Origin of the sequence: Streptomyces sp. NPDC051576, from assembly GCF_040681835.1 — a bacterium.
Taxonomy (GTDB): Bacteria; Actinomycetota; Actinomycetes; order Streptomycetales; family Streptomycetaceae; genus Streptomyces.
Window position 1 is genome coordinate 162,055 of sequence record NZ_JBFAZO010000012.1, and the last position, 22,469, is coordinate 184,523.

Here is a 22,469-nt window from a genome sequence, read left to right on the forward strand (position 1 = left end):
CACGCTGTGCTGGCGCACCTGGCGGAGCACCGGGTGGTGTGGAGACCATGAGAGGTCCGGGGCGCCGGTGATGAATAGCGCGACCGGTGGCTGGGCAGCCCCTTTCACGGTGGTGGATCCCGTGCCCCGGGGGTATGCCTGGGGCCTCTTGCGTGGGCGGGGGACAATGGACGGTGGTCCGGCTCCCGAGGCGGGTCATCCATGACGTACGTACGAGGAGGAGAAGACATGGCGGAGCACACGCCGCGTCGCAACAAATCGCGGCTACGCCCCGCGCCCCTGCTCTTCGAGCCCGCGCAGGCGGCCGAGGACCCGGAGCACTTCTTCGACCTGGAGTCGATGGACGACCCGCGCGCGCTGCTGGCCCGTGCGACGGAGCTGACGCACGCGTTCCGTGCCGCGACCGACCGTGCGGTGGAGTTCCAGGCGATCGCGGCGGCGCAGCTCGCCGATCCGCGCCGGTTCGACCGGCTGACGCCGGCGGACATCGCCGAGCGGGCCGAGTGGACCGAGGACTACGCGAAGAAGATGGTCGAGTTCGGCCGGGATCTGCTGCGCGGCACCGAGGGCCGGGACAGCGGGGCCGTCGACCCCGTGTGACCCCGTGTGGCCCAGGGGGCGAAAGCACCTTTGGCATATGCCGGTCGGGCAAGATACTCCCACCCGACCCCTCCTGTCCCGATTTCGGGCAACCCTCGGGGATCGGGCGCTCACGGTCGGTAGACCTGTACGACATGAGCAGCCCACAGGATGAGCCCTTCGCCGACCGCTTCGACATCTCGGGCGTCACCTCGGACGGTGCCGCCTGGCTCGCCTCGGCCGAAACGTATCCGCGCAGCACCCTCGCCCACTGGCGGGAACGGCCGGACGCCCCGGTCGTGCTGCCCTGCGGCACCGCCTTCGACGTGGTGAACGCACCGGCGATCTTCGGCCGCCGTATGGTCGACCGCTTATGGGACGAGGGCCCCGGCTCCGGGCCCGTCGCGACCTACCGGGGACGGATGCTCCTTTTCGCCACCCCCGGCACGGCCCAGCGGCTGCCCTCACTGCTGGGCTGGGAAGAGTGGGGCGCGCGAACCGGCGAGCGCGGTCGTACGGGGTCGATCCCGCCCCTGCTGTGTCACGGCAAGGGCGACGCGGTGACCGTCCCGGCCCTGGCCGGCGCGGGCGCACCGAGCCCGTCCGGCTCCCGCTGGCTGGTCGCCCCGGACACCCGCCGGCCCTGGCTCCCCGGCGCCGAAATCCTGCTCTGGGCGGCCGTACGCGCGGCCCGGACCGCCGTGCGGATATCGATTTTTCCTCCTCCGGATCAGGATGCTAAGGTCTACGACGTCAGCAGGCGCCGCTAGCTCAGTTGGTTAGAGCAGCTGACTCTTAATCAGCGGGTCCGGGGTTCGAGTCCCTGGCGGCGCACCTGTGAAGGGCCCCTCGTGAGAGCGAGGGGCCCTTTGACGTGTGCCTCAGCCCGGCTCCCCCGGCGTGATGCTCACCGTCCAGGCCCCCGAAGCCGTCCGTCCCTCCACATCCACCCGTACGTTGTCGCCGGGCACCGTGAAGTGCTCGCCGAGGGAGACCGGGGCGTCGGCGAGCGGGGGGTAGACCGAGGTCTCCCAGCAGGCCTCTGTGTGCGGGTGGGCGTCGACGACCTGCATCGGGCCGCCCCCGGAGGCCGCGCCGCTGCGCACCCGGTACACGAGGACGCCCTGCTTGCAGGCCGTGCTGTCGTTGCCGAGGGAGCCGCGCGCCTCGAAGGCCAGCGCGCTGTCGGTCCCGGTGCGCACCACAGCCAGCTTGACCCCGAGGCCGAGCCCGAACGCCGGCGATCCCGCCGAGCCCGCCACCCCGGGCCCGGCGTCCAGGGGTTCCAGGGTCAGCCGGGTCGGCCCGGTGCCCCGTACGCACTTCACCTGGCGCGGATCCAGCCAGCCGAGCTTCCACTTGTGCCAGGCGAACAGGTCGGGCGCGAGGCCGAATTGACTGCCCATCAGATCCCAGTCGCCGACATAGGTGTCCCAGTCGCCCTTGCCGTCGACCGGCCGGTGGTAGAGGTCGGGCAGGTCGAAGACATGGCCCGTCTCGTGGGCGAGGACGAGCCGGTCCGGCGGGTGCTTCTCGAACACCGTGACGACCCGTCGGACGTCCGTGCCGTCGGCCCGCAGCGGGGTGTCCAGGTTGACGACCTTCGTCGCGTCCGAGTCCACACCGGGCGCGTCCGGATCGGCCACGAAGTAGACGATGTCGTAGCGCGAGAAGTCGACCTGCGGGTCGGAGGCGGCGAGCGCGTCGCGGAGATAGGCGGCCCGGTTCACCGGGTTCCAGTCGCGCTGTATGGCGTACGAGGTCGACGAGTGCGGCATGCGGATCCAGTTCCGCAGCGGATGCGGGCGCAGGGTGAACCTGCCATAGGAGGCACGTTCGTAGAAGCGGGTGGTGGCCGGGAAGTGGTCGGCGGCGAGCTCGGCGGGGGTGGTGCGCGGGGTCGCGTCGGGGAAGGAGAGGAAGATCATCACCGCGTCGAGCGAGCGGGCGGGGCGCGGGTAGGCGGCGTTCCAGGTGTCCAGGCCCTCCGAGTGGTGGGCGTCGGTGCGCTTGAGGGCGCAGGGGGTGGCCGAGAAGGGCTCGGCGACCGACTGGCTGGACATGATCGAGGTCGCGGCGAGCGCGGACATCGTGGTGAACACGGCCGCGGTGCCGCGCAGTCCGGGTCGCGACCGCCACTGGGCGAGCCCCTTGAGCGCCGTACGGGAGAGCCCCTTGAGGGGGAGCTGACACGGCACGTTGGACCTCCGGGAGCGGTTCGCGGGACACCGACACCCAGCCTGTGATGGTTTGTTGGGGTACGCCCTGTTTATCTGCACCAGATGAGTGAGGGGGCGGTCCGGGACGGCCGGGACACGCCCGGGCCGACATCCGGAAACACTCACGGAACGTCACATGTGATCGGCCATTTGAAGAACCCGTCCAGGTGCGGGCGGAATCGATCTGCCAGAACGGGCCGTTGTTCCGGGACACTGGACAGTGGCTGGAAGGGCCGGGGGCCAACCTCTATGATCGGCACACTTTCCTGCACGGACACGGCACGGCGGCCCCCCACCCGGTCGGCCATCCCGACGAGACCCATCCGAAGATCGAGTGCACTGCGGGAGCGAGCGGTGAGCGGAACGTCCGAAGGACCGGTGCCCGCGGCAGACCTCATCCGGCCGGCCGTCACAGAGAGTAGCGACGAGGCATCGCCTCGTACCGAGTGCCCCGAGGGCGGCCGGCTCGGCTCCGCCTTCTCCGTGTCCCCCCTCGCGATGGCCGTCGTGGACCGGGACGGCCAGGTCGTCAGCGCGAACGACACCTTCGGCGCGCTGCTCGGCAAGGGCGGTGCCGCGCTCGCCGGGCTGGTCGCGGCCGATCTGGTGGACCTGAGGTCGGACGCGCGCACCTGGCACGCCTATTGCGAGGTGCTGCGCGGCCGGCAGGCGAAGCTGAGCTGCACCCGCCGGGTCAAGCACCCCGACGGGCACTCCCTGTGGGTGCAGGTGGCCGTGGCGCCGCTGGCGGCCGCGGAGCACGGGGTGCTGCTGTCACTCACCGACATCAGCGCCCGCCGTGAACTCCAGGCGCGGCTACGGCACTTGGAGATGCACGACCCGGTGACCCGGCTGCCCAACCGCACCCTGTTCTTCGAGCGGCTCTCGGCCGCGCTGGAGGCGGAGTCGTACGAGCAGGGCGGCACCGGGCGGATCGGCCTGTGCTATCTGGACCTGGACGGCTTCAAGGCGGTCAACGACACGCTCGGCCACCGGGTCGGAGACCGGCTGCTGGCCGCCGTGGCGGATCGGCTGACGCGGTGCGCGGACGAGGCGGGTTACTCACGGGCGACCTCTCCGCTGGTGGCGCGGCTGGGCGGTGACGAGTTCGCGCTGCTGGTCGAGGACTCGACCGGCACGGATCAACTGGCCGATCTCGCCGAGTCGGTGCTGAAGGCCCTGCAGGCGCCCTTCGACCTGTCCGGGCAGCGGCTGTCGCTGTCGGCGTCGATCGGTGTGGTCGAGCGGCAGGCCGCCGGTACGACGGCCACCGGTCTGATGCAGGCCGCCGACACCACGCTGTACTGGGCGAAGGCCGACGGCAAGTCCCGCTGGACACTGTTCGATCCGGAGCGCAACGCACACCGCATGACCCGCCAGGCACTGGCCTCCACCCTCCGCCCGGCCATCGAGCGCGGTGAATTCACCCTGGAGTACCAGCCGTTGGTGGGGATGGAGAACGGACGGCTGCGCGGGGTCGAGGCGTTGGTTCGCTGGAACCACCCGCAGTTCGGCATGCTGACGCCGAATCGGTTCATCGGACTGGCCGAGGAGGACGGCTCGATCGTGCAGCTCGGCCGCTGGGTGCTGGTCACCGCCTGTCGCCAGGCCCGCCGTTGGCAGCTCGACCACCCGGACGAGCCGCCGATCTTCGTGAGCGTCAACGTGGCCGTACGTCAGGTGTGGGACTCGGACCTGGTCGCGGATGTGGCCCAGACGCTGGCCGAGACCGGACTCGCCCCGCATCTGCTCCAGTTGGAGCTGACGGAATCCGCGGTGATGGGATCGGCGGGCCGGCCGTTGCAGACCCTCCAGGCGCTCAGCGACATGGGTGTGCACATCGCCATCGACGACTTCGGCACCGGCTACTCGAACCTGGCCTACCTCAGCCGGCTGCCAGTCTCCGTCCTGAAGCTGGACGGCTCCTTCGTCCGGGGCTTCCAGTACGAGGGAGAAGGCGTCCCGCCGAACCCGGCCGACGAGGTCATCGTCGAGGCGATGATCCAACTCGCCCACCGGCTGGGCCTGTCGGTGACCGCCGAGTGCGTGGAGACCTCGTCACAGGCCTCCCGGCTGCGCCGGATCGGCTGCGACACCGGACAGGGGTGGCTGTACTCCCGTCCGGTGGCGCCGGATCGTATCTCCGAACTGCTCGGCCCGAAGGCATGCCCTCAGGCCTGATCGGCCGTCAACTTGTAGGCATCGGCGATCAGTTCGTACGAGCGCACCCGCAGGTCCGGGTTGTGGGCGTGGGAGGTGAGCATCAACTCGTCGGCGCCCGTGCGTTTCTGGAGGTCGTCGAGGCCGGCGCGGACCTCGTCGGGGGTGCCGTGGATGACGTTGGCGTTCCAGGAGGTGATGAACTCCCGCTCCATGGGGCTGAATTCGTACGCCTCGGCCTCTTCGGGGGTGGGCACGAGTCCGGGGCGGCCGGTGCGCAGCCGGACCATGTTGAGGGCGGCGGCCAGCACCTGGCGGCGGGCCTCCTTCTCGTCCTCGGTGGCGAGGGCGGAGACACCGATCAGGGCGTACGGCGCGTCGAGCACCGCGCTCGGCCGGAAGGACTCGCGGTAGAGGTCGAGCGCCGGGACGGTGTTCTGCGCGGAGAAGTGGTGGGCGAAGGCGAAGGGCAGGCCGAGCATGCCGGCCAGGCGGGCGCTGAAGCCGGAGGAGCCAAGGAGCCAGACCGGGGGGCGGTGCGGGGACTGGACCCCGCCGGGCGAGGTCGACTGGATCGGGCCGGGGACCGCGTGGATACGGGCGTAGGGGTGGCCGTCGGGGAAGTCGTCGTCCAGGAAGCGGGTCAGTTCGGCGAGCTGCTCGGGGAAATCGTCGGCGCCCTCGCCCAGGCGGTCGGTGCGGCGCAGGGCGGCGGCGGTGGCGCCGTCGGTGCCGGGGGCGCGGCCGAGGCCGAGGTCGACACGGTTCGGGGCCAGCGCCTCCAGGGTGCCGAACTGCTCCGCGATGACGAGGGGCGCGTGGTTCGGGAGCATGACCCCGCCGGAGCCCAGCCGGATGCGGTCCGTGTGGGCGGCGAGGTGGGCCAGGATCACGGCGGGCGAGGAGGAGGCGACGCCCGGCATCGAGTGGTGCTCGGCGACCCAGTAGCGGTGGAAGCCGCGCGACTCGGCGAGCCGGGCGATCCGCACGCTGGTCCGCAGCGCGTCCGTGGCGGTGCGGCCGGCGCCGACGGTCACCAGGTCCAGTACGGAGAGGGGGACGGGGGCGGTGCCCTGCGCCGTACCCCGGATCTCGTCGGTCGCGCTCCGGACCTCGTCGTCTGCCGCCACGGTGGGTGCCTCCTGTTGTGAACTGTGCGGATTCCTGCCGGGGCTAACAGGAGGCTGTCTCCGCTTTATTCCCCGGGGAGCGCCTCAGCCCACCTGCACGATCGGCTCCCTCGTGAACAGCGCCCCCAGTTCCGGCGCGTTGACCCTGCGGTCCGCCAGACGCAGGGCCTCCCAGACCGTGACCTGGTTGGCGGTGAGGACCGGCTTGCCCAGTTCCTTCTCCAGGTCTGTGAGGTGGCCGGCCGTGTGCAGGGCCGTGTCGGGGAGGAGGATCGCCTCGGCGTCCGGGGTGTCGGCGGCGCGGGCCAGGGCGAGGACCTCGTCGCGGCCCCAGGTGCCGACCTCGGCGGCGGTGATGATGCCGGAGGCGCGGACCTCGGTCGGTTCCAGTCCGCCGGCGCGGAGGAAGTCGGCGAAGAGTGCCGCCACGTCGTCCGGGTACGTCGCGCCTACGGCCACCCGTCGCACCCCCAGCTCCTTCGCCGCGTAGACGAAGGCGAAGGACGTCGAGGAGGCCGGGAGGCCCGCCGCCCGGGCCAGGCCGCGCACCTGGTCGTGGGCGCCCTCCCAGCCGTAGACGAAGCTGCCGCTGGTGCACGCCCAGACGACCGCCTCGGCGCCCGACATGCGCAGTTGCTCGACGCCTGCCGTGAGCCGGTCGGGGGAGCCCATCTCGCGCAGGGCGTCGACGCGGTGCGCGTCCTCTCCGATGTCCGTGTGGACGAGGTCGAGGCGGACGTCGCTGCCGAGGAGCTGCTCGATGCGCGGGTAGTCGTCCTCGGCGGAGTGGCCCGGGTAGAGGAATCCGAGTGCGGTCATGACCAGCCTTCCTGGTGTTCTTCCGGCAGTACCGGCCCCCGGTGGCGCGCCGACTCGTCCAGCAGCGCCTGATAGGGGCCCACCGCACGCGTACCCAGCCTGCGCAGCGCTGCCCACATCGTGACCTGGTTGGCCGACACGACCGGTATACGCAGTTCCGCCTCCAGTTGGGGGATCACGTCGTACGTCGGGAGGTTGGTGCAGCTGATGAAGAGCGCGTCGGCGGCGCCCCGGACGGCCTGGTGGGCCATGTCGACGACGTCCCGGTACGGCACCTTCCAGATGTGCCGGGTCAGGCCCATGAAGGCACGCCCGGTGACCTGGACGCCGGCCTCGGCGAGGTACTCCTCCAGGGACTGGGTGACGGAGACCGTGTACGGCGTGACCAGGGCGATCCGGCGGGCGCCCAGTTCGGTGAGGGCATCCAGCAGGGCGCCCGAGGTGGTCAGGGACGGCACCTCGCCGGCCCGGGTCATCGCCTCGCACATCGCGCGCTCCCCGGCGAGCCCGCCGACGAAGCTCCCGGAGGTGCAGGCGTACGCGACGACCTCGGGGGCGATCGCGTTCAGTGTGCGGACCGCGTCGTGCAGGGTCTCGTGCTCGCTGACCAGCCGGGCCAGGTCGAGGCTCACCTCGACGGGCACGAACGGCGTCCGCGTGAGGTGCAGCGAGATGTCGTCGGGGACCCAGCGCCACAACTCGCGGTCCAGCGCGAAGTCGAAGGGGGCGACGACACCGACACCGCGCTGCGGGCGGGGTCCGCCCAGAAAGGAAACGTGCATGGCAACACCGGCCTCACCAAGAGAAACGGGGTGACAACGGTCCGTGCGGGCGTCCGTGTTGACGAAGGTAGATTCGAGTGCGAGCGTGGTCAATCCGCGCATGTCAGACAGTCGCCGATCCTGTTGTTTCCGTGTTGCTGCCCGTGTTGCCTCCCGCGAGAGCCGGCTCCGCATGACCGCACCGCCCAGCGCCCCGCCCACCCTTCTCGTCCTGGACGCCGACCCGCTTCCCCGCCTCGGAAAGCTCACCGGGCGGGTGCGGATCAGGCACGCGGACGAGTCGACGCTCGCGGCCCAACTCCCGTCCGCCGACGTCCTGTTGGTGTGGGACTTCACCTCGCACGCGGTGCGCGCAGCCTGGCCGGGCGAGGGTCCGCGACCGCGCTGGGTGCACACCGCGAGCGCGGGCGTGGACCATCTGATGTGCCCCGAACTCGCCGACTCCGAGACGGTGGTGACGAACGCGCGCGGTGTCTTCGACCAGCCGATCGCCGAGTACGTCGCCGCGCTCGTCCTCGCGATGGCGAAGGATCTGCCGAGGACGCTGGACCTCCAGCGGGAGCGGACCTGGCTCCACCGCGAGGCACAGCGGGTGGCCGGAACCCGCGCCTGCGTGGTCGGCTCCGGGCCGATCGGGCGGGCGATCGTCCGTACCCTCAAGGCACTTGGCGTGACGTGCGCGCTCGTCGGCCGCACCCCGCGCACCGGTATCCACGGCCCCGGCGAACTCGACCGGCTGATGGCGCGCGCCGACTGGGTGGTCGCGGCGGCACCGCTCACCGACGAGACGCACGGCATGTTCGACGCCCGCCGCTTCGGCTGTATGCAGCCCTCGGCGCGGTTCATCAACGTGGGCCGGGGTCAGCTCGTCGTCGAGGACGCGCTCGCGGAGGCACTCACCAAGCACTGGATCGCGGGCGCCGCGCTCGATGTCTTCGAGGCCGAACCCCTCACCCCGGACAGCCCGTTGTGGCAGGTCCCGGGGCTGATCGTCTCCCCGCACATGAGCGGCGACACGATCGGCTGGCGGGACGAACTCGGTACGCAGTTCGTGGCGGCGTACGAGAGATGGGAGGCGGGCAAGCCGCTGCCGAACGTGGTCGACAAGAAGCGTGGGTACGTACCAGGGCACTGAACTCCCAAGCCTGGAGGGCCGGATGACGACCGAACTCACCGAGCTGACCGCCGTGGAACTCCTGGACGGCTACCGCAGGCGGGAGTTCAGTCCCGTGGAGGCGACCCGCGCGACCCTGGATCGGGCGGAGGAGATACAGCCCGCCGTGAACGCGTTCGTACGGCTCGACGCGGAGGGCGCGTTGGCGCGGGCGGCAAAGGCGGCGGAGCGCTGGCGGCGCGGGGAGCCGGCCGGGCTGCTGGACGGGGTGCCGGTCACGGTCAAGGACATCCTGCTCCAGCGCGGCGCCCCGACCCTTCGTGGCTCCAGGACCATTGCGGAGCAGGGCAGTTGGGACGAGGACGCGCCCTCGGTGGCGCGGCTGCGCGAGCACGGCGCGGTGTTCCTCGGCAAGACCACGACCCCGGAGTTCGGCTGGAAGGGCGTGACGGACTCCCCGCTGACCGGCATCACCCGCAACCCGCACGACCCGTCCCGCACGGCCGGCGGTTCGAGCGGCGGCAGCGCGGCGGCCGTAGCGCTGGGCGCGGGTCCGTTGTCGCTGGGCACCGACGGCGGCGGCAGTGTCCGTATCCCCGCGTCCTTCTGCGGGATCTTCGGACTGAAGCCGACGTACGGCAGGGTGCCGCTGTATCCGGCGAGCGCGTTCGGCACGCTGTCGCACGTCGGCCCGATGACCAGGGACGCGGCGGACGCGGCGCTGATGCTGGACGTGATCGGTGTACCGGACGCCCGCGACTGGTCCGCGCTGGACCGGCACTCAGGCTCCTTCACCGCCCAACTCGCGGATGGGGTACGGGGTTTGCGCATCGCGTACTCCCCCTCCCTCGGCGGTCAGGTCGCGGTCCGTCCGGCGGTCGCGGCGGCGGTACGGCGGGGCGTGGAGCGGCTGGCCTCACTCGGCGCCTACGTCGAGGAGACCGACCCCGACTTCACGGACCCGGTGGACGCCTTCCACGCCCTGTGGTTCAGCGGGGCGGCCCGCGTGACCCAGAAACTCGCGCCACAGCAGCGGGAGTTGCTCGACCCGGGACTCCGGGAGATCCGCGCGACGGGGTCGGCCCTGACGGCGCTGGACTATCTGGCGGCGGTGGACGTCCGGATGGAACTCGGCCGCCGTATGGGCCTGTTCCACGAGCGCTACGACCTGCTCGTCACGCCCACCCTCCCGATCACCGCGTTCGAGGCGGGAGTCGAGGTCCCGAAGGGTTCCGGGTACCGCCGCTGGACGGGCTGGACGCCGTTCACGTACCCCTTCAACCTGACCCAACAGCCCGCCGCCACCGTCCCCGTGGGGAACGACGGGGACGGGCTGCCGATCGGCTTGCAGATCGTGGGGGCCCGGCACCGGGACGATCTGGTGCTGCGGGCCGCTCATACGTTGTTCACGCCCGCCGGAAGCTGAGCGTCTCCCCCGCCGCCCCCGCCCGCCACAGGTCGTTGCAGGCCTCCGCCATCTCCTCCAGGCCCTCGGTCACCTGGCCCCAGACGATGCCGGGCACCCAGCCCACATCGCCGTTGAGCAGCAGGTTGTTGCGTTCGTAGAACAGGGCCAGGTCCACGACCGTGGCGCCGGCGCGGACCTCGCGGTCGTAGCCGTAGGCCTTGGTGCCCAGTTCCGTACCGGCGAAGGCGAAATAGCACAGGTCGCCCGGAATAGGGGTGACCGTGGGGTTTTCCAGCGGGGGTTCCGTTTCCGCGAATGGCGGGAAAAGGGCGTAGATCTCGTTGCGGGCGTATTTGGCGTGGTAGACGTCACCGGCGAGCGGCAGGGCGTCCCAGATCGCCGCGCAGGTCACCGGCGCGCGCTCTACCAGCAGTTTCGCGGTGCAGTGGACGTTCCTCTTGACGAGCGAGACCTCGATGAAGTGATCCGTCATGTGATCCAGGGTGCATAACCCTGGCGCGCTCGGGTAGCTGCGCGCCCATGGCTCCACCAATTGGGAACGACAGACACACATCCGGTCACACGCCGGGTCCCACCCGCCGGGCGCTGCTCGCCGGGGCGGCGGCGGCCGGTGCGCTGGGCGCGGCGGGCTGCAGCCGTGTGGCCACCGCGTCGACCACGAGCGGCGGTGACCTGCTCGAACGGCTGAAGGCGCAGGGCGTCGTACGGCTGGGGATAGCGGGCGAGATCCCGTTCGGATACATCGACAAGGACGGCCAGCTGACCGGTGAGGCACCGGAGTTGGCGAAGGCGATCTTCAAGCGGCTGGGCGTCGACAAGGTGCAGCCCGTGCCCACCGAGTTCGGCTCGCTCATACCGGGGCTGAACTCCCAGCAGTTCGACGTCGTGGCCGCCGGGATGTACGTGAACCCGGACCGCTGTGCGCAGGTCATCTTCGCCGACCCGGACTACCAGATGCTCGACTCCTTCGTCGTCCGCAAGGGCAACCCGAAAGGGCTCCACAACTACAAGGACGTCGTCGCCAAGAAGGCGAAGTTCGCCACCGGGACCGGGTACGCCGAGATCCAGTACGCCGTCGACGCCGGGTACAAGCAGAGCGACATCCTGATCGTCCCGGACCAGGTCGCGGGGCTGAACGCGGTGGAGGCCGGGCGCGTCGACGTCTTCGCCGGTACGGCGGTCACCACGCGCGCGGTCGTGAAGACGTCGAGCAAGGCGGAGGCCACCACGCCCTTCGCGCCCCTCGTCGACGGGAAACCGCACATCGACGGAGGCGCGTTCGCGTTCCGGCCGACCGAGACCAAGTTGCGCGACGCCTTCAACGTCGAACTGCACAAGCTCAAGAAGAGCGGCGAACTGCTCCGCATCCTGCGGCCCTTCGGGTTCACCAAGGACGAGATGACGACCCTGACCGCGAAGGAGCTCTGTGGCGGCGGATGACCTCCGGACTCTGGGAACTCGTCCTCAAGGGGATCTGGACCACCGTCCAACTCCTCGTCTTCAGCGCGCTGTTGGCGACCGCCGTGTCGTTCGTCGTCGGTATCGCCCGCACCCACCGGCTGTGGATCGTGCGCTTCCTCGCCGGTTTCTACACCGAGGTGTTCCGCGGCACCTCCGCCCTCGTCATGATCTTCTGGGTGTACTTCGTGCTACCGGTCGCCTTCGGCTGGCAGCTGGTCCCGTTGTGGGCGGGCACGCTCGCGCTCGGGCTGACGTACGGGGCGTACGGCACGGAGATCGTGCGCGGGGCGCTGAACGCGGTCGACCCGGCGCAGCAGGAGGGCGGGGTGGCGCTGAGCTTCACGCCCTGGCAGCGGATGCGGCTGATCCTGCTGCCGCAGGCGGTGCCGGAGATGATCCCCACCTTCTGCAACCTGCTGATCGAACTGCTCAAGGGCACCGCGCTGGTCTCGATCATGGGCATGGGCGATCTGACCTTCAGCGCCAACCTGGTGCGGCTCGCGCTGCAGCAGAGCGCGGAGATCTACACGTACGTCCTGCTGATCTACTTCGTGATCGCCTTCACGCTCACCCGGCTGATGCGCGGACTGGAGAAGAAGCTGAAGGCCGGGATCGGCAAGGACACCGGAGGCGGGTTCGCAGCGCGTGAGCTGAGGCGCCCCGAGACCACGGGTATCGGAGGCGGGGTCGCATGAAGTGGGACTGGAACGCCGTGAGCGACTTCATGCCGTACTTCTGGGACGGCCTCGGGGTCACCGTGCAGGCGCTGCTCCTCGGGTCGCTGATCTCGTTCGGGCTGGGGCTGGTGTGGGCGCTGCTGATGCGGACGCCGACGCGCTGGGTGCGCTGGCCGGTCGGGGTCGTCACCGAGTTCGTCCGGGACACCCCGCTGCTGGTGCAGCTGTTCTTCCTGTTCTACGTGCTGCCGGAGTGGGGGCTGACCTTCTCCGCGCTGACCACCGGCGTCTTCGCGATCGGGCTGCACTACTCGACGTACACGATGCAGGTCTACCGCGCCGGTATCGAGGCGGTGCCCGTCGGCCAGTGGGAGGCGGCGACCGCGCTGAACCTGCCCGTCCGCCGGACCTGGACGGCGGTGATCCTGCCGCAGGCTGTCCGCCGGGTGATCCCGGCCCTCGGCAACTACGTGATCGCGATGCTCAAGGACACTCCGATCCTGATGGCGATCACCGTGCTGGAGATGCTGGGGCAGGCGCGGCTCTTCTCTCAGCAGCACTTCCAGTTCACGGAGCCGATCACCGTGATCGGCGTGGCCTTCATCCTCATCTCCTATCCCGCCTCCCTGCTGATCCGAGCCCTGGAGCGACGCCTTGTCCGCTGACACGCCCCTGATGAAAGATCCCGACGCCAACGCCAACCCGCCGGTGGACGGCAGCGAGCTGATCCGCCTGGACCACGTCACCAAGCGGTTCGGGTCCAACACCGTGCTCGACAGCCTCGACTTCTCCGTGGAGTCCGGCAAGCACGTCACCCTGATCGGCCCCTCCGGGTCCGGCAAGACCACGATCCTGCGGCTGCTGATGACCCTGACTAAGCCGGACGAGGGGACGATCACCGTCGGCGGGGAGCGGCTCTTCCCCGCGCCCGAGAAGCAGGTCCGCGAGATCCGCAAGAAGATCGGGATGGTGTTCCAGCAGTTCAACCTGTTCCCGAACATGACCGTGCTGCGCAACATCACCGAGGCACCGGTCACCGTCCTCGGCATGCCCAAGGACGAGGCGGAGGCCCGCGCCCTGGAACTGCTCGAACTGGTCGGCCTCTCCGACAAGGCCGGCGCCCGCCCGACCCAGCTCTCCGGCGGCCAGCAGCAGCGCGTCGCGATCGCGCGGGCGCTGGCGATGCGGCCGCAGGTGCTGCTCCTTGACGAGGTGACCTCGGCGCTGGACCCCGAGCTGGTCGCGGGCGTGCTCGACGTGCTGCGGGACATCGCCCGCACCACCGACATCACCATGCTCTGTGTGACCCACGAGATGAATTTCGCCCGGGACATCTCGGACCAGGTCCTGATGTTCGACTCGGGAAAGGTCATCGAATCGGGGCCGCCGGAGCGGATCTTCGGCGATCCGGAACATCAGCGGACCCGGGAATTCCTCGGCGCGATTCTTTGACATTTATTCAACTACGGCAAGTGAACTCTCGAACACCCAAGGTCTACGCCACGTGGCATTCCGTCGGCATATGCCAAACGGCTTGCGCCCCAGTTGGGAGGGCATCAGGAGAGCCATAATCTCGCCAACAGCCGCTCCACATCGGCCGTTTGACGGCTATCGTGGAGAGGATTCGCTGTCCGGTATCACGGCCCACAAAGCGAGCGCAGGGAGAAACACCGTGGCGCTGATGCACGAGCCGACCGCTCCCCACCATTCGGCCCAGGACGCGCTGCGCGTCCTGGAGACAGTGTCAGCCCACTCCGCCGGCGTCACCGACACCGAACTCGCCCGCCTCACCGGCGTCGGCACCGCGCGTCTGACCGCACTGCTGCGGATGCTGCGCCGCGAGGGCTACGTCGAGCAGCTCACCGACGGCGCCTACGTCACCGGCGAGGCCCTGAACCGGCTCGGCTCCGCGGCCGGCCGGGACCAGGCGGTGCGCGAGCAGATCCAGCGGACCCTCGACCGGCTGCGCGACTCCCTGGGCGCGGCGGTCTACGTCAGCCGGTACGTCGACGGCGAGGTCACGATCACCCAGTACGCGGCGGGCCCCACCACCCCCGCGGTCAACGAGTGGGTCGACTTCCGCGTCTCCGCGCACGCCACCGCGCTCGGCAAGAGCCTGCTGGGCCAGCTCGACCACAACGGCCGGCGCGACCACCTCTCACGCCACAAGATGGCCCGCCTCACCTCGCGCACCATCACCAGCGACAAGCTGCTGCTCTCCCGCCTGGAGACCCAGCCGCCGACGATCCCCCACCTCGACCTCCAGGAGTACGCGGTCGGCACGGTCTGCGCGGCCGTCCCGATCACCGCCGGTTCCTCGGTGGGCTGCCTGGCCCTCTCCCTCCCGATCGAACACGCCCACCGCCTGCGCCACGCGGCGGACACCCTGAACCGCGGAGCGGGACCTCTCCTTCTCTCCCTGGCCATCTAGCGGCTGGTTCGAAGCACCCCTCCGGACCAGGTAGTATTTTCTCGTCGCCCTCCGCGAGACACAGATCCAGCGGAAGGCGTGAGTCATGCGCCGCTAGCTCAGTTGGTTAGAGCAGCTGACTCTTAATCAGCGGGTCCGGGGTTCGAGTCCCTGGCGGCGCACATGTGCGATCTGGGCGTTCTCCCTTCGGGGAGGGCGCCCTTGGTCGTTTTCAGGGCCGGATACCGCACCTTCCAGCACCCTGCGTCAGCGCTAGCCGACCGAACCCTCGAAGCCCGCGCTGTCGCAGTAGGACACCGCACGCCCCTCGGCCCCGGCGTCGCCGCCGATCGCGTTGACGGTGTCGTCGAGGATCTTGGTGCCACCGTGGTTGAGGCCTTCCCGGTCGAGCCTCTTCGAGGCGTCGATGGCCGCCCGGCCCTTCGACGCGACGATGTCGTACCCCGTGTCCTCTCCGTCACCGGCGGCAGCCGTACTGGCCACCGAGGCACGCTTGGCCTTCTCCCAGGCCCCCAGCTTGGCGCAGTAAAGCCCCTGCCACTCCTTGGCCTGCGCCGGATCGCCCGACGAACAACCGCTCATCAGGACGGCGACGACGACAACTGCCGCTGCCTGCACTGCTGTTCGCGCACTCCCCCTGCTGTGCCGCATGTACATGCCCTCCCCGAAGCTGTCGGCACAGAGTATCGATCACCGGCTCGTGGAAACGAAGGGCCCTTCGGCGTCCTCGGGAGTCAGCCGTCGGTAGGCCGCCTCCCCCGGCGGCCGCCACCACACCGGGTCGGCGCACGCGAGCCCCTCCCGCCGCAGCCCCGCCCGGTGGATCTTGTTGGTGGCCGTGACCGGCATCCGGTCCACCACCCGTACGAACCGGGGTGCCATCTTCGTCCCCAGGTCCGGCTGGGCCAACAGGAACTCCGCGAAGGCGAGGGGGTCGAAGGTGCCGGCGATGGTGGCCATGACCTGGTCGCCGGTGACCGGGTCCGGGACCGCGTAGACCGCCACGGCGTCGGCGCCCTCGTAGCGGGCGACGATGTTCTCGATCATCGCGGCGGCCAGGTTCTCGCTGTCGACGCGGAGGCGGTCGTCGGTGCGGCCGGCGAAGTAGAGGTAGCCGTCGGTGTCGCGGTAGAAGAGGTCACCGGTCCAGTACCAGCCCGCCCGGCGCCGTTCCGCGTCCGCCTCCGGATTGCGCCAGTAGCCCTCGAAGGGATTGGCGCCCCGGTTCACCAACTCCCCTATCGCCTCTTCCCCGTTGAGCAGTCGGCCGGCCGAGTCGAAGGCGGCCGGCGGGCACTCCGTGTGCGTCTCGGGATCGAGTACGGCGAGACCGGGCGCCGCCCGCCCGACCGCCCCGGCCGGCGTCCCCGGCGACCACTGCACCGCCGCCCCGCCTTCCGAGGACCCGTACCCCTCCACCAGCCGCACCCCGAACCGCCGCTCGAACGCCGCCGCGTCCACCGCCCCCGCCTCCGTGCCGAAGCCCATCCGCAGCGGGTTGTCCCGGTCGTCGGCGCGCTCCTCGGTGGCCAGGATGTACTGCACGGCCCGGCCGACGTAGGTGAAGTACGTGGCCCGGTACGCCCGTACGTCGTGCAGGAAGCGCGATGCCGAGAACCGCCGCCGCAGCGCCACCCCGGCCCCGGCCGCCAGCGCAGGCGCCCAGTCGGCGATCACCGCGTTGCCGTGGAACATCGGCATGCAGATGTAGTGCACGTCGTCCGGGAGGACTTTGAAGCTGTCGACCAGTGAGCGGCCTGCGGCGGCCAGGCGGCCCTGGGTGCAGATCGCGGCCTTCGGGGCGCCGGTGGAGCCGGAGGTGAAGTAGAGCAGGATGCGGTCTTCGGGGGTGGCGCGGGAGAAGGCGTCCGGTCGCGTGCCCGCGTACGGGGCGATCAGGTCGGCGTAGGGCTGAGTGTCCGTCACCAGGAGGTGTATGCCAGGGAGTTGGAGGCCGTCGAGGAGGGGGAGATGGGTTTGCTCGGTGACCAGTAACCGGCACTCGGTGTGCAGGATGTCGCGGGCCAGTTCGGGGCCGCGGCGGGTGGGGTTGATGCCGGCGACGGCCGCACCCGCGAGGGCCGCCGCGCTCAACCACAGGGGATATTCAGGGGTGTTGTCGAGCAGCACACCGACATGGGGTGCGGCGCCGGGCGGCAGCAGGTCCGTCAGCAGCGCCGCCCTGGCCGCGGCACCGGCCGCCACCTCGTGGTGACTCAGCACCCGTTGCCCGAACCACAGGCCCGGCCGGTGGTCACCCCACCGCGCCTGTACGAGTTCCGCGACCGTGCGCCTGGTGGACTCCATGGGGGCGCACGGTAGTTGACGTACCGTCAGATGTGGAGCCTTACGGCAGATCGCCTCCTACCCTGAACATCTCGTGAGCCACGAGCATGAACCCGAGGCAGAAGACGACAATCACGCCGAAGAACGCCAGCGCACAGCCCGCCCCCGCCGCGAGCTTTCCGCGGGCCGGAGCGTGGGCGGTGGCCCGCTCAGGGTGGTCCGCCGCGTAGTACACGGTGACGATGTCACCCTCCAGGATCGTCCCCGGTCCGTTCCGCTCCTCGAACCGGACGGTCCCGCCCTGATACGTCGTGAACTCGTAGACGTGGTGCAGTGTCGTCGACACCATGGTGTCCCCGCCGCCGCTGGTCGTCGTGTACGTCCGCAGACAGCGCGCCTGGGCCGTGAGCCCGCTGCTCCAGGCGCTGTTGACCTGTCGCGAACGGCGGATCACGGCGGCCGCGCCGAGCGACACGATGGCGATGATGAGCAGAGGTGCGATGTAGAACAGCGCTTCCATGGTGTCCCCCGAGGTCAGGCACGTACCGCTTGGTGTGGGGAACCTACCCCCGGGGGACGCCGGACTGTCTCAAGCGAAGCTCAGAACGTGACGTCCGAGCAGGCGTAGAACGCGTTGGCCGTGTCCGCGATCGTCCACACCGCGACGATCACATGGTGGCCGGAGAGACCGGACGGAAGGGTGCCGCTGTGCGAGAGGGTGGCCGGCGGGCGCTGGCCGTTGTAGGGGACGGTGAGGAACGGCGTGGTGTTGAGGTCCGAGCGGGCCAGGTTGTGGTTCTGGTTCCAACCCTGCTTGGTGACGTAGTACTTGAAGTCCGTGGTGGCGTGCATGGCGGTGAACTGCCAGCGGAAGGTGTACGACTGACCACCCGTCACCTTTGTCGTCGGCCAGGCGCCGCCCGACGGTGTCTTCGGCGCGCTGAGCTGGCTGAAGCGGCTGACGCCGCCGTTGCAGATCTGGCCGTCGGCGGGCCCGGCGGCCGGGAAGCCCTTGGGGCCCTCGACGCTCTGCGGCTCGTACTGGATGTCACCGCAGTTCGTCACCGTGCCGTTGGCGCAGAGCTTCTGCCTGCTGATGGGGAGGTCGGTGTAGCCGTGGCTGCTGGCGGCCCCGGACGAGAGCACGATGGCCCCGGCCGTGGTGAGCCCGAGCACGGCGGCGTACCACTTGGTCTTTTTGCGCATGCTGCCGCTCCTGGAGAACGTGTGGGGAAGTTCCGTGAGCCGTGCAGGTCTAGACCAAGTCCCAGATTATTGCCACTACTTGACTGTGTCCATACCAGTCACGGGCTCGCTTCCCCCCGCCCCGAGCAGAACGCCACCGTCAAGTCCTTGACCAGCGCCTTGCGTTCGTAGTCGTCCAGCTCCACCAGACCGCGCACGGTCAGCCGGGTGACGGTGTCCTCCACCGAGTCGACGACCGAGGTGAGCATCGTCGCCCGCTGCTGCGCGTCCAGCGCGGCGATACGGCGCCGGGTCATCGCCGCGGCGACCTCCGGGGCGTACTCGACGCGCAGCGGCCGGACCGAGAACACCTCGATGCCGACCGGCGCCGAGTCCGCCGCGACCAGCCGGGTCAGCGCGTCGGCGGCCAGGTCGGCCGCGCCCTTCGCGCCGCCGCCCGGCGGCTCCACCGGCACCCGGGCCAGCGCCGCCTCCACGCACTCGCGCAGATACGTCTCGTGGTCCTCGACCCCGAGCGTGGCCCGCGCGGTGTCCCGCACCCGCCACACCACGAGCACCACGACCCGCAGCGCGACCCCGTTCGCGTCGGCGGCCGCCATCGGCTCGCCGCGCCAGTGCCGCAGCCGTACGTCGACGCGGCGGCGCAGCAACAGCGGGTTGACCCACATCAGGCCGGTGCGCCGGACCGTCCCCCGGTAGCGGCCGAACAGACCGAGCACCCAGGCCCGTCCGGTACGGCCCCGGGCCAGCCCGCCGAAGCCGAACAGACCGAGCGCGCCCGCCCCGGCGTAGGCCGCCCACTGCGCGGGACCGAGTCCGGCGCCGGCGTAGAACGGCAGCCGTAGCGCATGGGCCGCGAGCGGAGGCAGGACGCCCGCCCACCACGAGGTGGCTAGGCAGCCGGCGAGTCCGCAGGCACCGGCGAGCACACCCGCCGTGCCGGGCAGCACCCGGGCGGGCCGCTCCACCAGCTCGGGGTCGACCTCCGGCGCCGGGCGCGGCTTGGCCGGTACCGGGCGGCGGAAGCGGGGCTGCTCGCCGGTGCCCTGGCGGCGGGCCACGACGGCGGGCCTGAGCGGCACCGGCGCCGGGTCGGGGTCGTCGCGGAACAGCAGGTGGACCGGGATCTCGGTGGTCGCCTCGTTCTGGATGAGCCGCGCGGGACGGGTCTGCCCCTCGGGCGGCCCAACGGGCGGTCCTGCGGGTTCCTCGTTCTCGGGCGTCTGTGAAGTGGTCGTCGTACTCATGGTTGCCTCCAGCCTCCGCGCCAGATGCGTCACAACGGGTGGGGTCGAGCGTGCTGGGCTTCGTTACGAGAAGAGCCGGCGCCAGGTCTCCGGGCCTGGGTAGCCGTCCGCCGCGCCGCCCCGCCAGCCCTGGGCGCGCTGGAAGGCCTCGACGTTGCGCCGGTCCGGCTCACCCCAGCGGGGTCCCGGACCGGTCGTGTAGTACGTGCCGAATCCCTTCTTCACGAGCTGTTTTCCGAGCTGGGTGACGTACTTGTTGTTCGCTCCCGGGCGGAACATGCCCCGGCCGGGGTAGCCGGGGACGCCGTGCGAGGCGGGGGCGGGCGGGCCCGCCGCTCCCACGGGCGTGCCGCCGATGCTCCGGCCCCTGCCGGTGACGAGGAGTTCCCAGGTCTGCGGGCCGGGCAGGCCGTCCGCGTCCGCGCCGGTCCAGCCCTGCGCCCGCTGGAACGCCTGGGTGGCCCGCCGGTCCGCGTCCGACCAGCGCGGCCCCGGACCCGAGGTGTAGTAGGTGCCCGCGCCCCGGGCGACGAGCATCGTGCCGAGCTGGGTGACGTATTTGTTGTTGGCGCCGGGGCCGAAATACGTCGCTCCCGGATACCCCGACTTCGGCGTGCCCGTCCCGGCCGGGGTCACCGGGGGCACCGCGGGCTTGTCCCCCGCGCTCTCCGCCAGGCCCTTGGAGCGGTAGGGGACGTAGTTGGCGGAGTGGCTCCAGTACGCGTACGGCGTGGACTGGCGGCGGGCGTGCGAGGGGGTCTCCTCCAGGGCGATGTAGTAGGTGTGCGTGTAGTCGGTCCAGCCGCCGAAAATGACGACGTGCGAACCCTTCTCGGGGTTCTCCGGATTGTGGAACAGCAGAATGTCGCCGGGCTGCAGTTCCTCCTTGGAAATACGCACCCCGTACTGGTCGAGGCTGCCGGTCCATTCGTTCCCCGGCAGCCCCCAGGCCATCGAGACGAACCCCGAGCAGTCCTGCCGGTAACCGTCGGACCAGTATTCGTCCATGCTGTACGGAACCTGCGCCGCGATCCAGGTCTTGGCCCGGTTGATGATCTCGGCGCGGGTGGTGGTGGGCACTCTGACGGCACCGGCCGGCTTCGCCGGTTTCCCGCTCGGGCCGTGCAGCGGGGCCTTGGAGCCCTGCGGGGTGGCGGGTTCGTCACCCGTGTCACCTGCGGGAACGCCGGGGTGGGCCGGGGCGTGGGGAGCGGCGAGGGCGGGTACGGCGTGCCCGGCGGCGAGGGCGGCGGTCGCGGCGGTCGCCACGACGAGGACCCGCTGGGCCGTGGCGCGACCGGTCGGTGAATACCGCTCGGCGTGCCGCCGGTGAACACATCCGGGGCAATCGCAATCGCTCGCGGGCTCGAATTCCTCGAATACCGGAGTCTCCATGCGATGCCCCTCACACTCCAGGTGGAAATTTCCGCACTCGTGCACGTCCGTCAGTTTCTCAACTGTCTTCCGGACTCGCATGTTGACGGTCCGAATGATGTACGACGGCCCCTGGGCGGCCGGGGAGGGTGGTCCGGAGCACCCCCGGCCGTCCGGTAGAGTTGTGCAGGTCAGCGCGCGCCGCTAGCTCAGTTGGTTAGAGCAGCTGACTCTTAATCAGCGGGTCCGGGGTTCGAGTCCCTGGCGGCGCACGATGACGATGGCGAGGCATGTTCGCGGAAAGCGCGAACCGGCCTCGCCATCGTCGTTTTTGCACGGCTTCGCCGCGCGCCGCGGGGGCTCCGCCACCCACACCCCCGCGCCCCGACACTCCGGTACCCCTGGCCGAGAGGTGGCGCCCCTTGCCAGGCAGGCCGGAGCCCAAGTCCCCTCGCTCCGCCGGAGGCCCTCGCACTGCGGAGGGCCTTTCGCATGGGCGGAACACCTGGGGAACATCCGTCCGGGCGGAACACAGCTCTCCCCCCGTTTGGCCGGATACCCTCTGGCCATGGCAGCCCGTGACCTGCAGGAGCGGATCAAGAAGCTCATCCTCGACCGTCGGCTGCCCTCCGGGGCCCCGCTGCCGACCGAGCCCGAGCTGATGGTGTTCCTCGGCGCGAGCCGGAACTCGGTGCGGGAGGCGCTCAAGGCCTTGCAGGCGGTGGGGATCGTCGAGATCCGGCACGGGTTCGGGACGTATGTCGGCCCGATGTCGCTCGCGCCGATGGTCGAGGGCCTCGCGTTCCGTACCGTCGTCGGGCACTACCGGGGCGAGGACAGCCTGCTGCAGTTGCTCGAACTGCGGGAGGCGGTGGAGTCGGGGCTCGTCGCCCGGCTGGCGGGGCGGCTGCCCGAGCGGGACCTCGTCGAACTGGACGCGCTGGTGGCCCGGATGGAGCGGGAGGCCGCCGAGGGGGTCGGGCTCGCGGCCACCGACCGCGCCTTTCACGCCACCCTCTACCGGGGGCTGGACAACGCGCTGCTGAGCGAGGTCCTGGAGGCGTTCTGGGACGCCTTCCACCGCGTCCACACCGATCTCGCGGCCGGCCCGCAGGACCCCGAGGTCACCTGCCGCCAGCACCGGGCGATCCTCGACGCGGTCCGGTCCGGAGATGCGAAACGCGCCGAGAACGCCATAAGAGAACACTTCGACAACGTGCGCACAAGACTGTCCACAACGGCTCCACATGATCCCCACACGCGCCCCAATGAACGCGTATGACCGGTAAACACCGCGTTTCGTCTCTTGCGATCAAGCTGAACACCGTAGAACCCTGGTTTTGAAGATGCTGTCGATACACGGCAGTTGAGGGGGTACGGAACCGGTTGCGCGGTTTCGCGGGGAGGAGGGGCCCCGCCCAGGAACGGATGTCGAGGGGGGCATTCCGCAACCGGACGGTCGCAGTGCCATGTCTCCGTGAGTGGACTGTGTGGTGACTGTGGCCACCACTGACACGCCCGTCGAGAGTCGAGGGGGACCCTGACGGGCGGCCGC

Annotated in this window: 22 protein-coding genes and 3 tRNA genes; 14 read left to right on the forward strand and 11 right to left on the reverse strand. The window is 70.4% G+C overall.

Annotated elements, in window-relative coordinates; all coding sequences use genetic code 11:
- The first annotated feature begins 228 nt into the window (after positions 1-228).
- From AB0M63_RS34250 to AB0M63_RS34260, 3 genes are all read left to right on the forward strand, one after another.
- Complete coding sequence (locus AB0M63_RS34250; protein ID WP_355913507.1) at positions 229-600, forward strand: hypothetical protein; 372 nt, start codon at positions 229-231, stop codon at positions 598-600.
- A 134-nt stretch (positions 601-734) separates the two neighbouring features.
- Positions 735-1,349, forward strand: a complete 615-nt coding sequence (locus AB0M63_RS34255; protein ID WP_366022080.1) for a bifunctional DNA primase/polymerase — start codon at positions 735-737, stop codon at positions 1,347-1,349.
- A tRNA-Lys gene (locus tag AB0M63_RS34260) sits at positions 1,340-1,413 on the forward strand. Before AB0M63_RS34255 ends, AB0M63_RS34260 begins: the two co-directional genes overlap by 10 nt.
- A 47-nt stretch (positions 1,414-1,460) precedes the next feature.
- On the opposite strand, the gene AB0M63_RS34265 is transcribed toward AB0M63_RS34260, so the two are convergent.
- Positions 1,461-2,777: a M6 family metalloprotease domain-containing protein gene (locus tag AB0M63_RS34265; protein WP_366022081.1), complete on the reverse strand. Its 1,317-nt coding sequence runs from the start codon at positions 2,775-2,777 to the stop codon at positions 1,461-1,463.
- A 375-nt stretch (positions 2,778-3,152) separates the two neighbouring features.
- Here AB0M63_RS34265 and AB0M63_RS34270 point away from each other — a divergent pair, with 375 nt between their 5' ends.
- Complete coding sequence (locus AB0M63_RS34270; RefSeq protein ID WP_366022082.1) at positions 3,153-4,979, forward strand: EAL domain-containing protein; 1,827 nt, start codon at positions 3,153-3,155, stop codon at positions 4,977-4,979.
- Here AB0M63_RS34270 and AB0M63_RS34275 read toward each other — a convergent pair.
- The 3 genes from AB0M63_RS34275 to AB0M63_RS34285 all read right to left on the reverse strand — a co-directional run bounded on the left by AB0M63_RS34275 (position 4,970) and on the right by AB0M63_RS34285 (position 7,689).
- Complete coding sequence (locus AB0M63_RS34275) at positions 4,970-6,088, reverse strand: LLM class flavin-dependent oxidoreductase (RefSeq protein WP_366022083.1); 1,119 nt, start codon at positions 6,086-6,088, stop codon at positions 4,970-4,972. The genes AB0M63_RS34270 and AB0M63_RS34275 overlap by 10 nt on opposite strands.
- An 84-nt stretch (positions 6,089-6,172) precedes the next feature.
- Complete coding sequence (locus tag AB0M63_RS34280) at positions 6,173-6,907, reverse strand: aspartate/glutamate racemase family protein (RefSeq protein ID WP_355913492.1); 735 nt, start codon at positions 6,905-6,907, stop codon at positions 6,173-6,175.
- Positions 6,904-7,689 (reverse strand): aspartate/glutamate racemase family protein, encoded by a 786-nt coding sequence (locus tag AB0M63_RS34285; protein ID WP_355913489.1) that lies wholly within the window; start codon positions 7,687-7,689, stop codon positions 6,904-6,906. Before AB0M63_RS34285 ends, AB0M63_RS34280 begins: the two co-directional genes overlap by 4 nt.
- A gap of 172 nt (positions 7,690-7,861) precedes the next feature.
- Between AB0M63_RS34285 and AB0M63_RS34290 the strand changes: the two genes are divergently transcribed.
- On the forward strand, positions 7,862-8,824 hold the full coding sequence (locus AB0M63_RS34290) for a D-2-hydroxyacid dehydrogenase (RefSeq protein WP_366022084.1): 963 nt from the start codon (positions 7,862-7,864) through the stop codon (positions 8,822-8,824).
- A gap of 22 nt (positions 8,825-8,846) precedes the next feature.
- Positions 8,847-10,229, forward strand: a complete 1,383-nt coding sequence (locus AB0M63_RS34295; protein ID WP_366022085.1) for an amidase — start codon at positions 8,847-8,849, stop codon at positions 10,227-10,229.
- Here AB0M63_RS34295 and AB0M63_RS34300 read toward each other — a convergent pair.
- The gene (locus AB0M63_RS34300; protein WP_366022086.1) at positions 10,210-10,704 is read right to left on the reverse strand and encodes a DUF3830 family protein; all 495 of its coding nucleotides are present in this window, start codon (positions 10,702-10,704) and stop codon (positions 10,210-10,212) included. The genes AB0M63_RS34295 and AB0M63_RS34300 overlap by 20 nt on opposite strands.
- Positions 10,705-10,751: 47 nt before the next feature.
- On the opposite strand from AB0M63_RS34300, the gene ehuB reads away from it, so the two are divergent.
- The 6 genes from ehuB (at position 10,752) to AB0M63_RS34330 (ending at position 14,962) form a co-directional block, all read left to right on the forward strand.
- On the forward strand, positions 10,752-11,672 hold the full coding sequence (gene ehuB, locus AB0M63_RS34305) for an ectoine/hydroxyectoine ABC transporter substrate-binding protein EhuB (protein ID WP_366022087.1): 921 nt from the start codon (positions 10,752-10,754) through the stop codon (positions 11,670-11,672).
- Positions 11,669-12,388: an ectoine/hydroxyectoine ABC transporter permease subunit EhuC gene (ehuC, locus tag AB0M63_RS34310; protein WP_355913474.1), complete on the forward strand. Its 720-nt coding sequence runs from the start codon at positions 11,669-11,671 to the stop codon at positions 12,386-12,388. Before ehuB ends, ehuC begins: the two co-directional genes overlap by 4 nt.
- The gene (gene ehuD / locus AB0M63_RS34315; protein WP_355913471.1) at positions 12,385-13,035 is read left to right on the forward strand and encodes an ectoine/hydroxyectoine ABC transporter permease subunit EhuD; all 651 of its coding nucleotides are present in this window, start codon (positions 12,385-12,387) and stop codon (positions 13,033-13,035) included. Before ehuC ends, ehuD begins: the two co-directional genes overlap by 4 nt.
- Positions 13,036-13,045: 10 nt before the next feature.
- On the forward strand, positions 13,046-13,822 hold the full coding sequence (ehuA, locus tag AB0M63_RS34320) for an ectoine/hydroxyectoine ABC transporter ATP-binding protein EhuA (protein WP_355913469.1): 777 nt from the start codon (positions 13,046-13,048) through the stop codon (positions 13,820-13,822).
- A gap of 220 nt (positions 13,823-14,042) precedes the next feature.
- The gene (locus AB0M63_RS34325) at positions 14,043-14,801 is read left to right on the forward strand and encodes an IclR family transcriptional regulator C-terminal domain-containing protein (protein WP_355913466.1); all 759 of its coding nucleotides are present in this window, start codon (positions 14,043-14,045) and stop codon (positions 14,799-14,801) included.
- Positions 14,802-14,888: 87 nt separating this feature from the next.
- Positions 14,889-14,962, forward strand: a tRNA-Lys gene (locus AB0M63_RS34330).
- A gap of 91 nt (positions 14,963-15,053) precedes the next feature.
- Here AB0M63_RS34330 and AB0M63_RS34335 read toward each other — a convergent pair.
- The 6 genes from AB0M63_RS34335 to AB0M63_RS34360 all read right to left on the reverse strand — a co-directional run bounded on the left by AB0M63_RS34335 (position 15,054) and on the right by AB0M63_RS34360 (position 20,935).
- Positions 15,054-15,452 carry a hypothetical protein gene (locus AB0M63_RS34335; protein ID WP_366022088.1) on the reverse strand — a complete coding sequence of 133 codons (399 nt, stop codon included), beginning with the start codon at positions 15,450-15,452 and terminating at the stop codon, positions 15,054-15,056.
- A gap of 39 nt (positions 15,453-15,491) precedes the next feature.
- The gene (locus tag AB0M63_RS34340) at positions 15,492-17,108 is read right to left on the reverse strand and encodes a long-chain-fatty-acid--CoA ligase (protein WP_366022089.1); all 1,617 of its coding nucleotides are present in this window, start codon (positions 17,106-17,108) and stop codon (positions 15,492-15,494) included.
- A gap of 40 nt (positions 17,109-17,148) precedes the next feature.
- Positions 17,149-17,607: a DUF3592 domain-containing protein gene (locus tag AB0M63_RS34345; RefSeq protein WP_366022090.1), complete on the reverse strand. Its 459-nt coding sequence runs from the start codon at positions 17,605-17,607 to the stop codon at positions 17,149-17,151.
- An 80-nt stretch (positions 17,608-17,687) separates the two neighbouring features.
- Positions 17,688-18,293, reverse strand: a complete 606-nt coding sequence (locus tag AB0M63_RS34350) for a lytic polysaccharide monooxygenase (protein WP_366022091.1) — start codon at positions 18,291-18,293, stop codon at positions 17,688-17,690.
- Between the two features lie 98 nt (positions 18,294-18,391).
- Positions 18,392-19,540 (reverse strand): SPFH domain-containing protein, encoded by a 1,149-nt coding sequence (locus AB0M63_RS34355; RefSeq protein ID WP_366022092.1) that lies wholly within the window; start codon positions 19,538-19,540, stop codon positions 18,392-18,394.
- Positions 19,541-19,603: 63 nt separating this feature from the next.
- Positions 19,604-20,935, reverse strand: coding sequence for a peptidoglycan-binding protein (locus AB0M63_RS34360; protein ID WP_366022093.1), 1,332 nt, complete (start codon positions 20,933-20,935; stop codon positions 19,604-19,606).
- 177 nt (positions 20,936-21,112) lie between these two features.
- Here AB0M63_RS34360 and AB0M63_RS34365 point away from each other — a divergent pair.
- Both AB0M63_RS34365 and AB0M63_RS34370 read left to right on the forward strand, forming a co-directional pair.
- Positions 21,113-21,186, forward strand: a tRNA-Lys gene (locus tag AB0M63_RS34365).
- A gap of 296 nt (positions 21,187-21,482) precedes the next feature.
- Entirely contained in the window at positions 21,483-22,196 is a 714-nt protein-coding gene (locus tag AB0M63_RS34370) for a FadR/GntR family transcriptional regulator (RefSeq protein ID WP_355913445.1), read from the forward strand.
- The last annotated feature ends 273 nt before the right edge of the window (positions 22,197-22,469 follow it).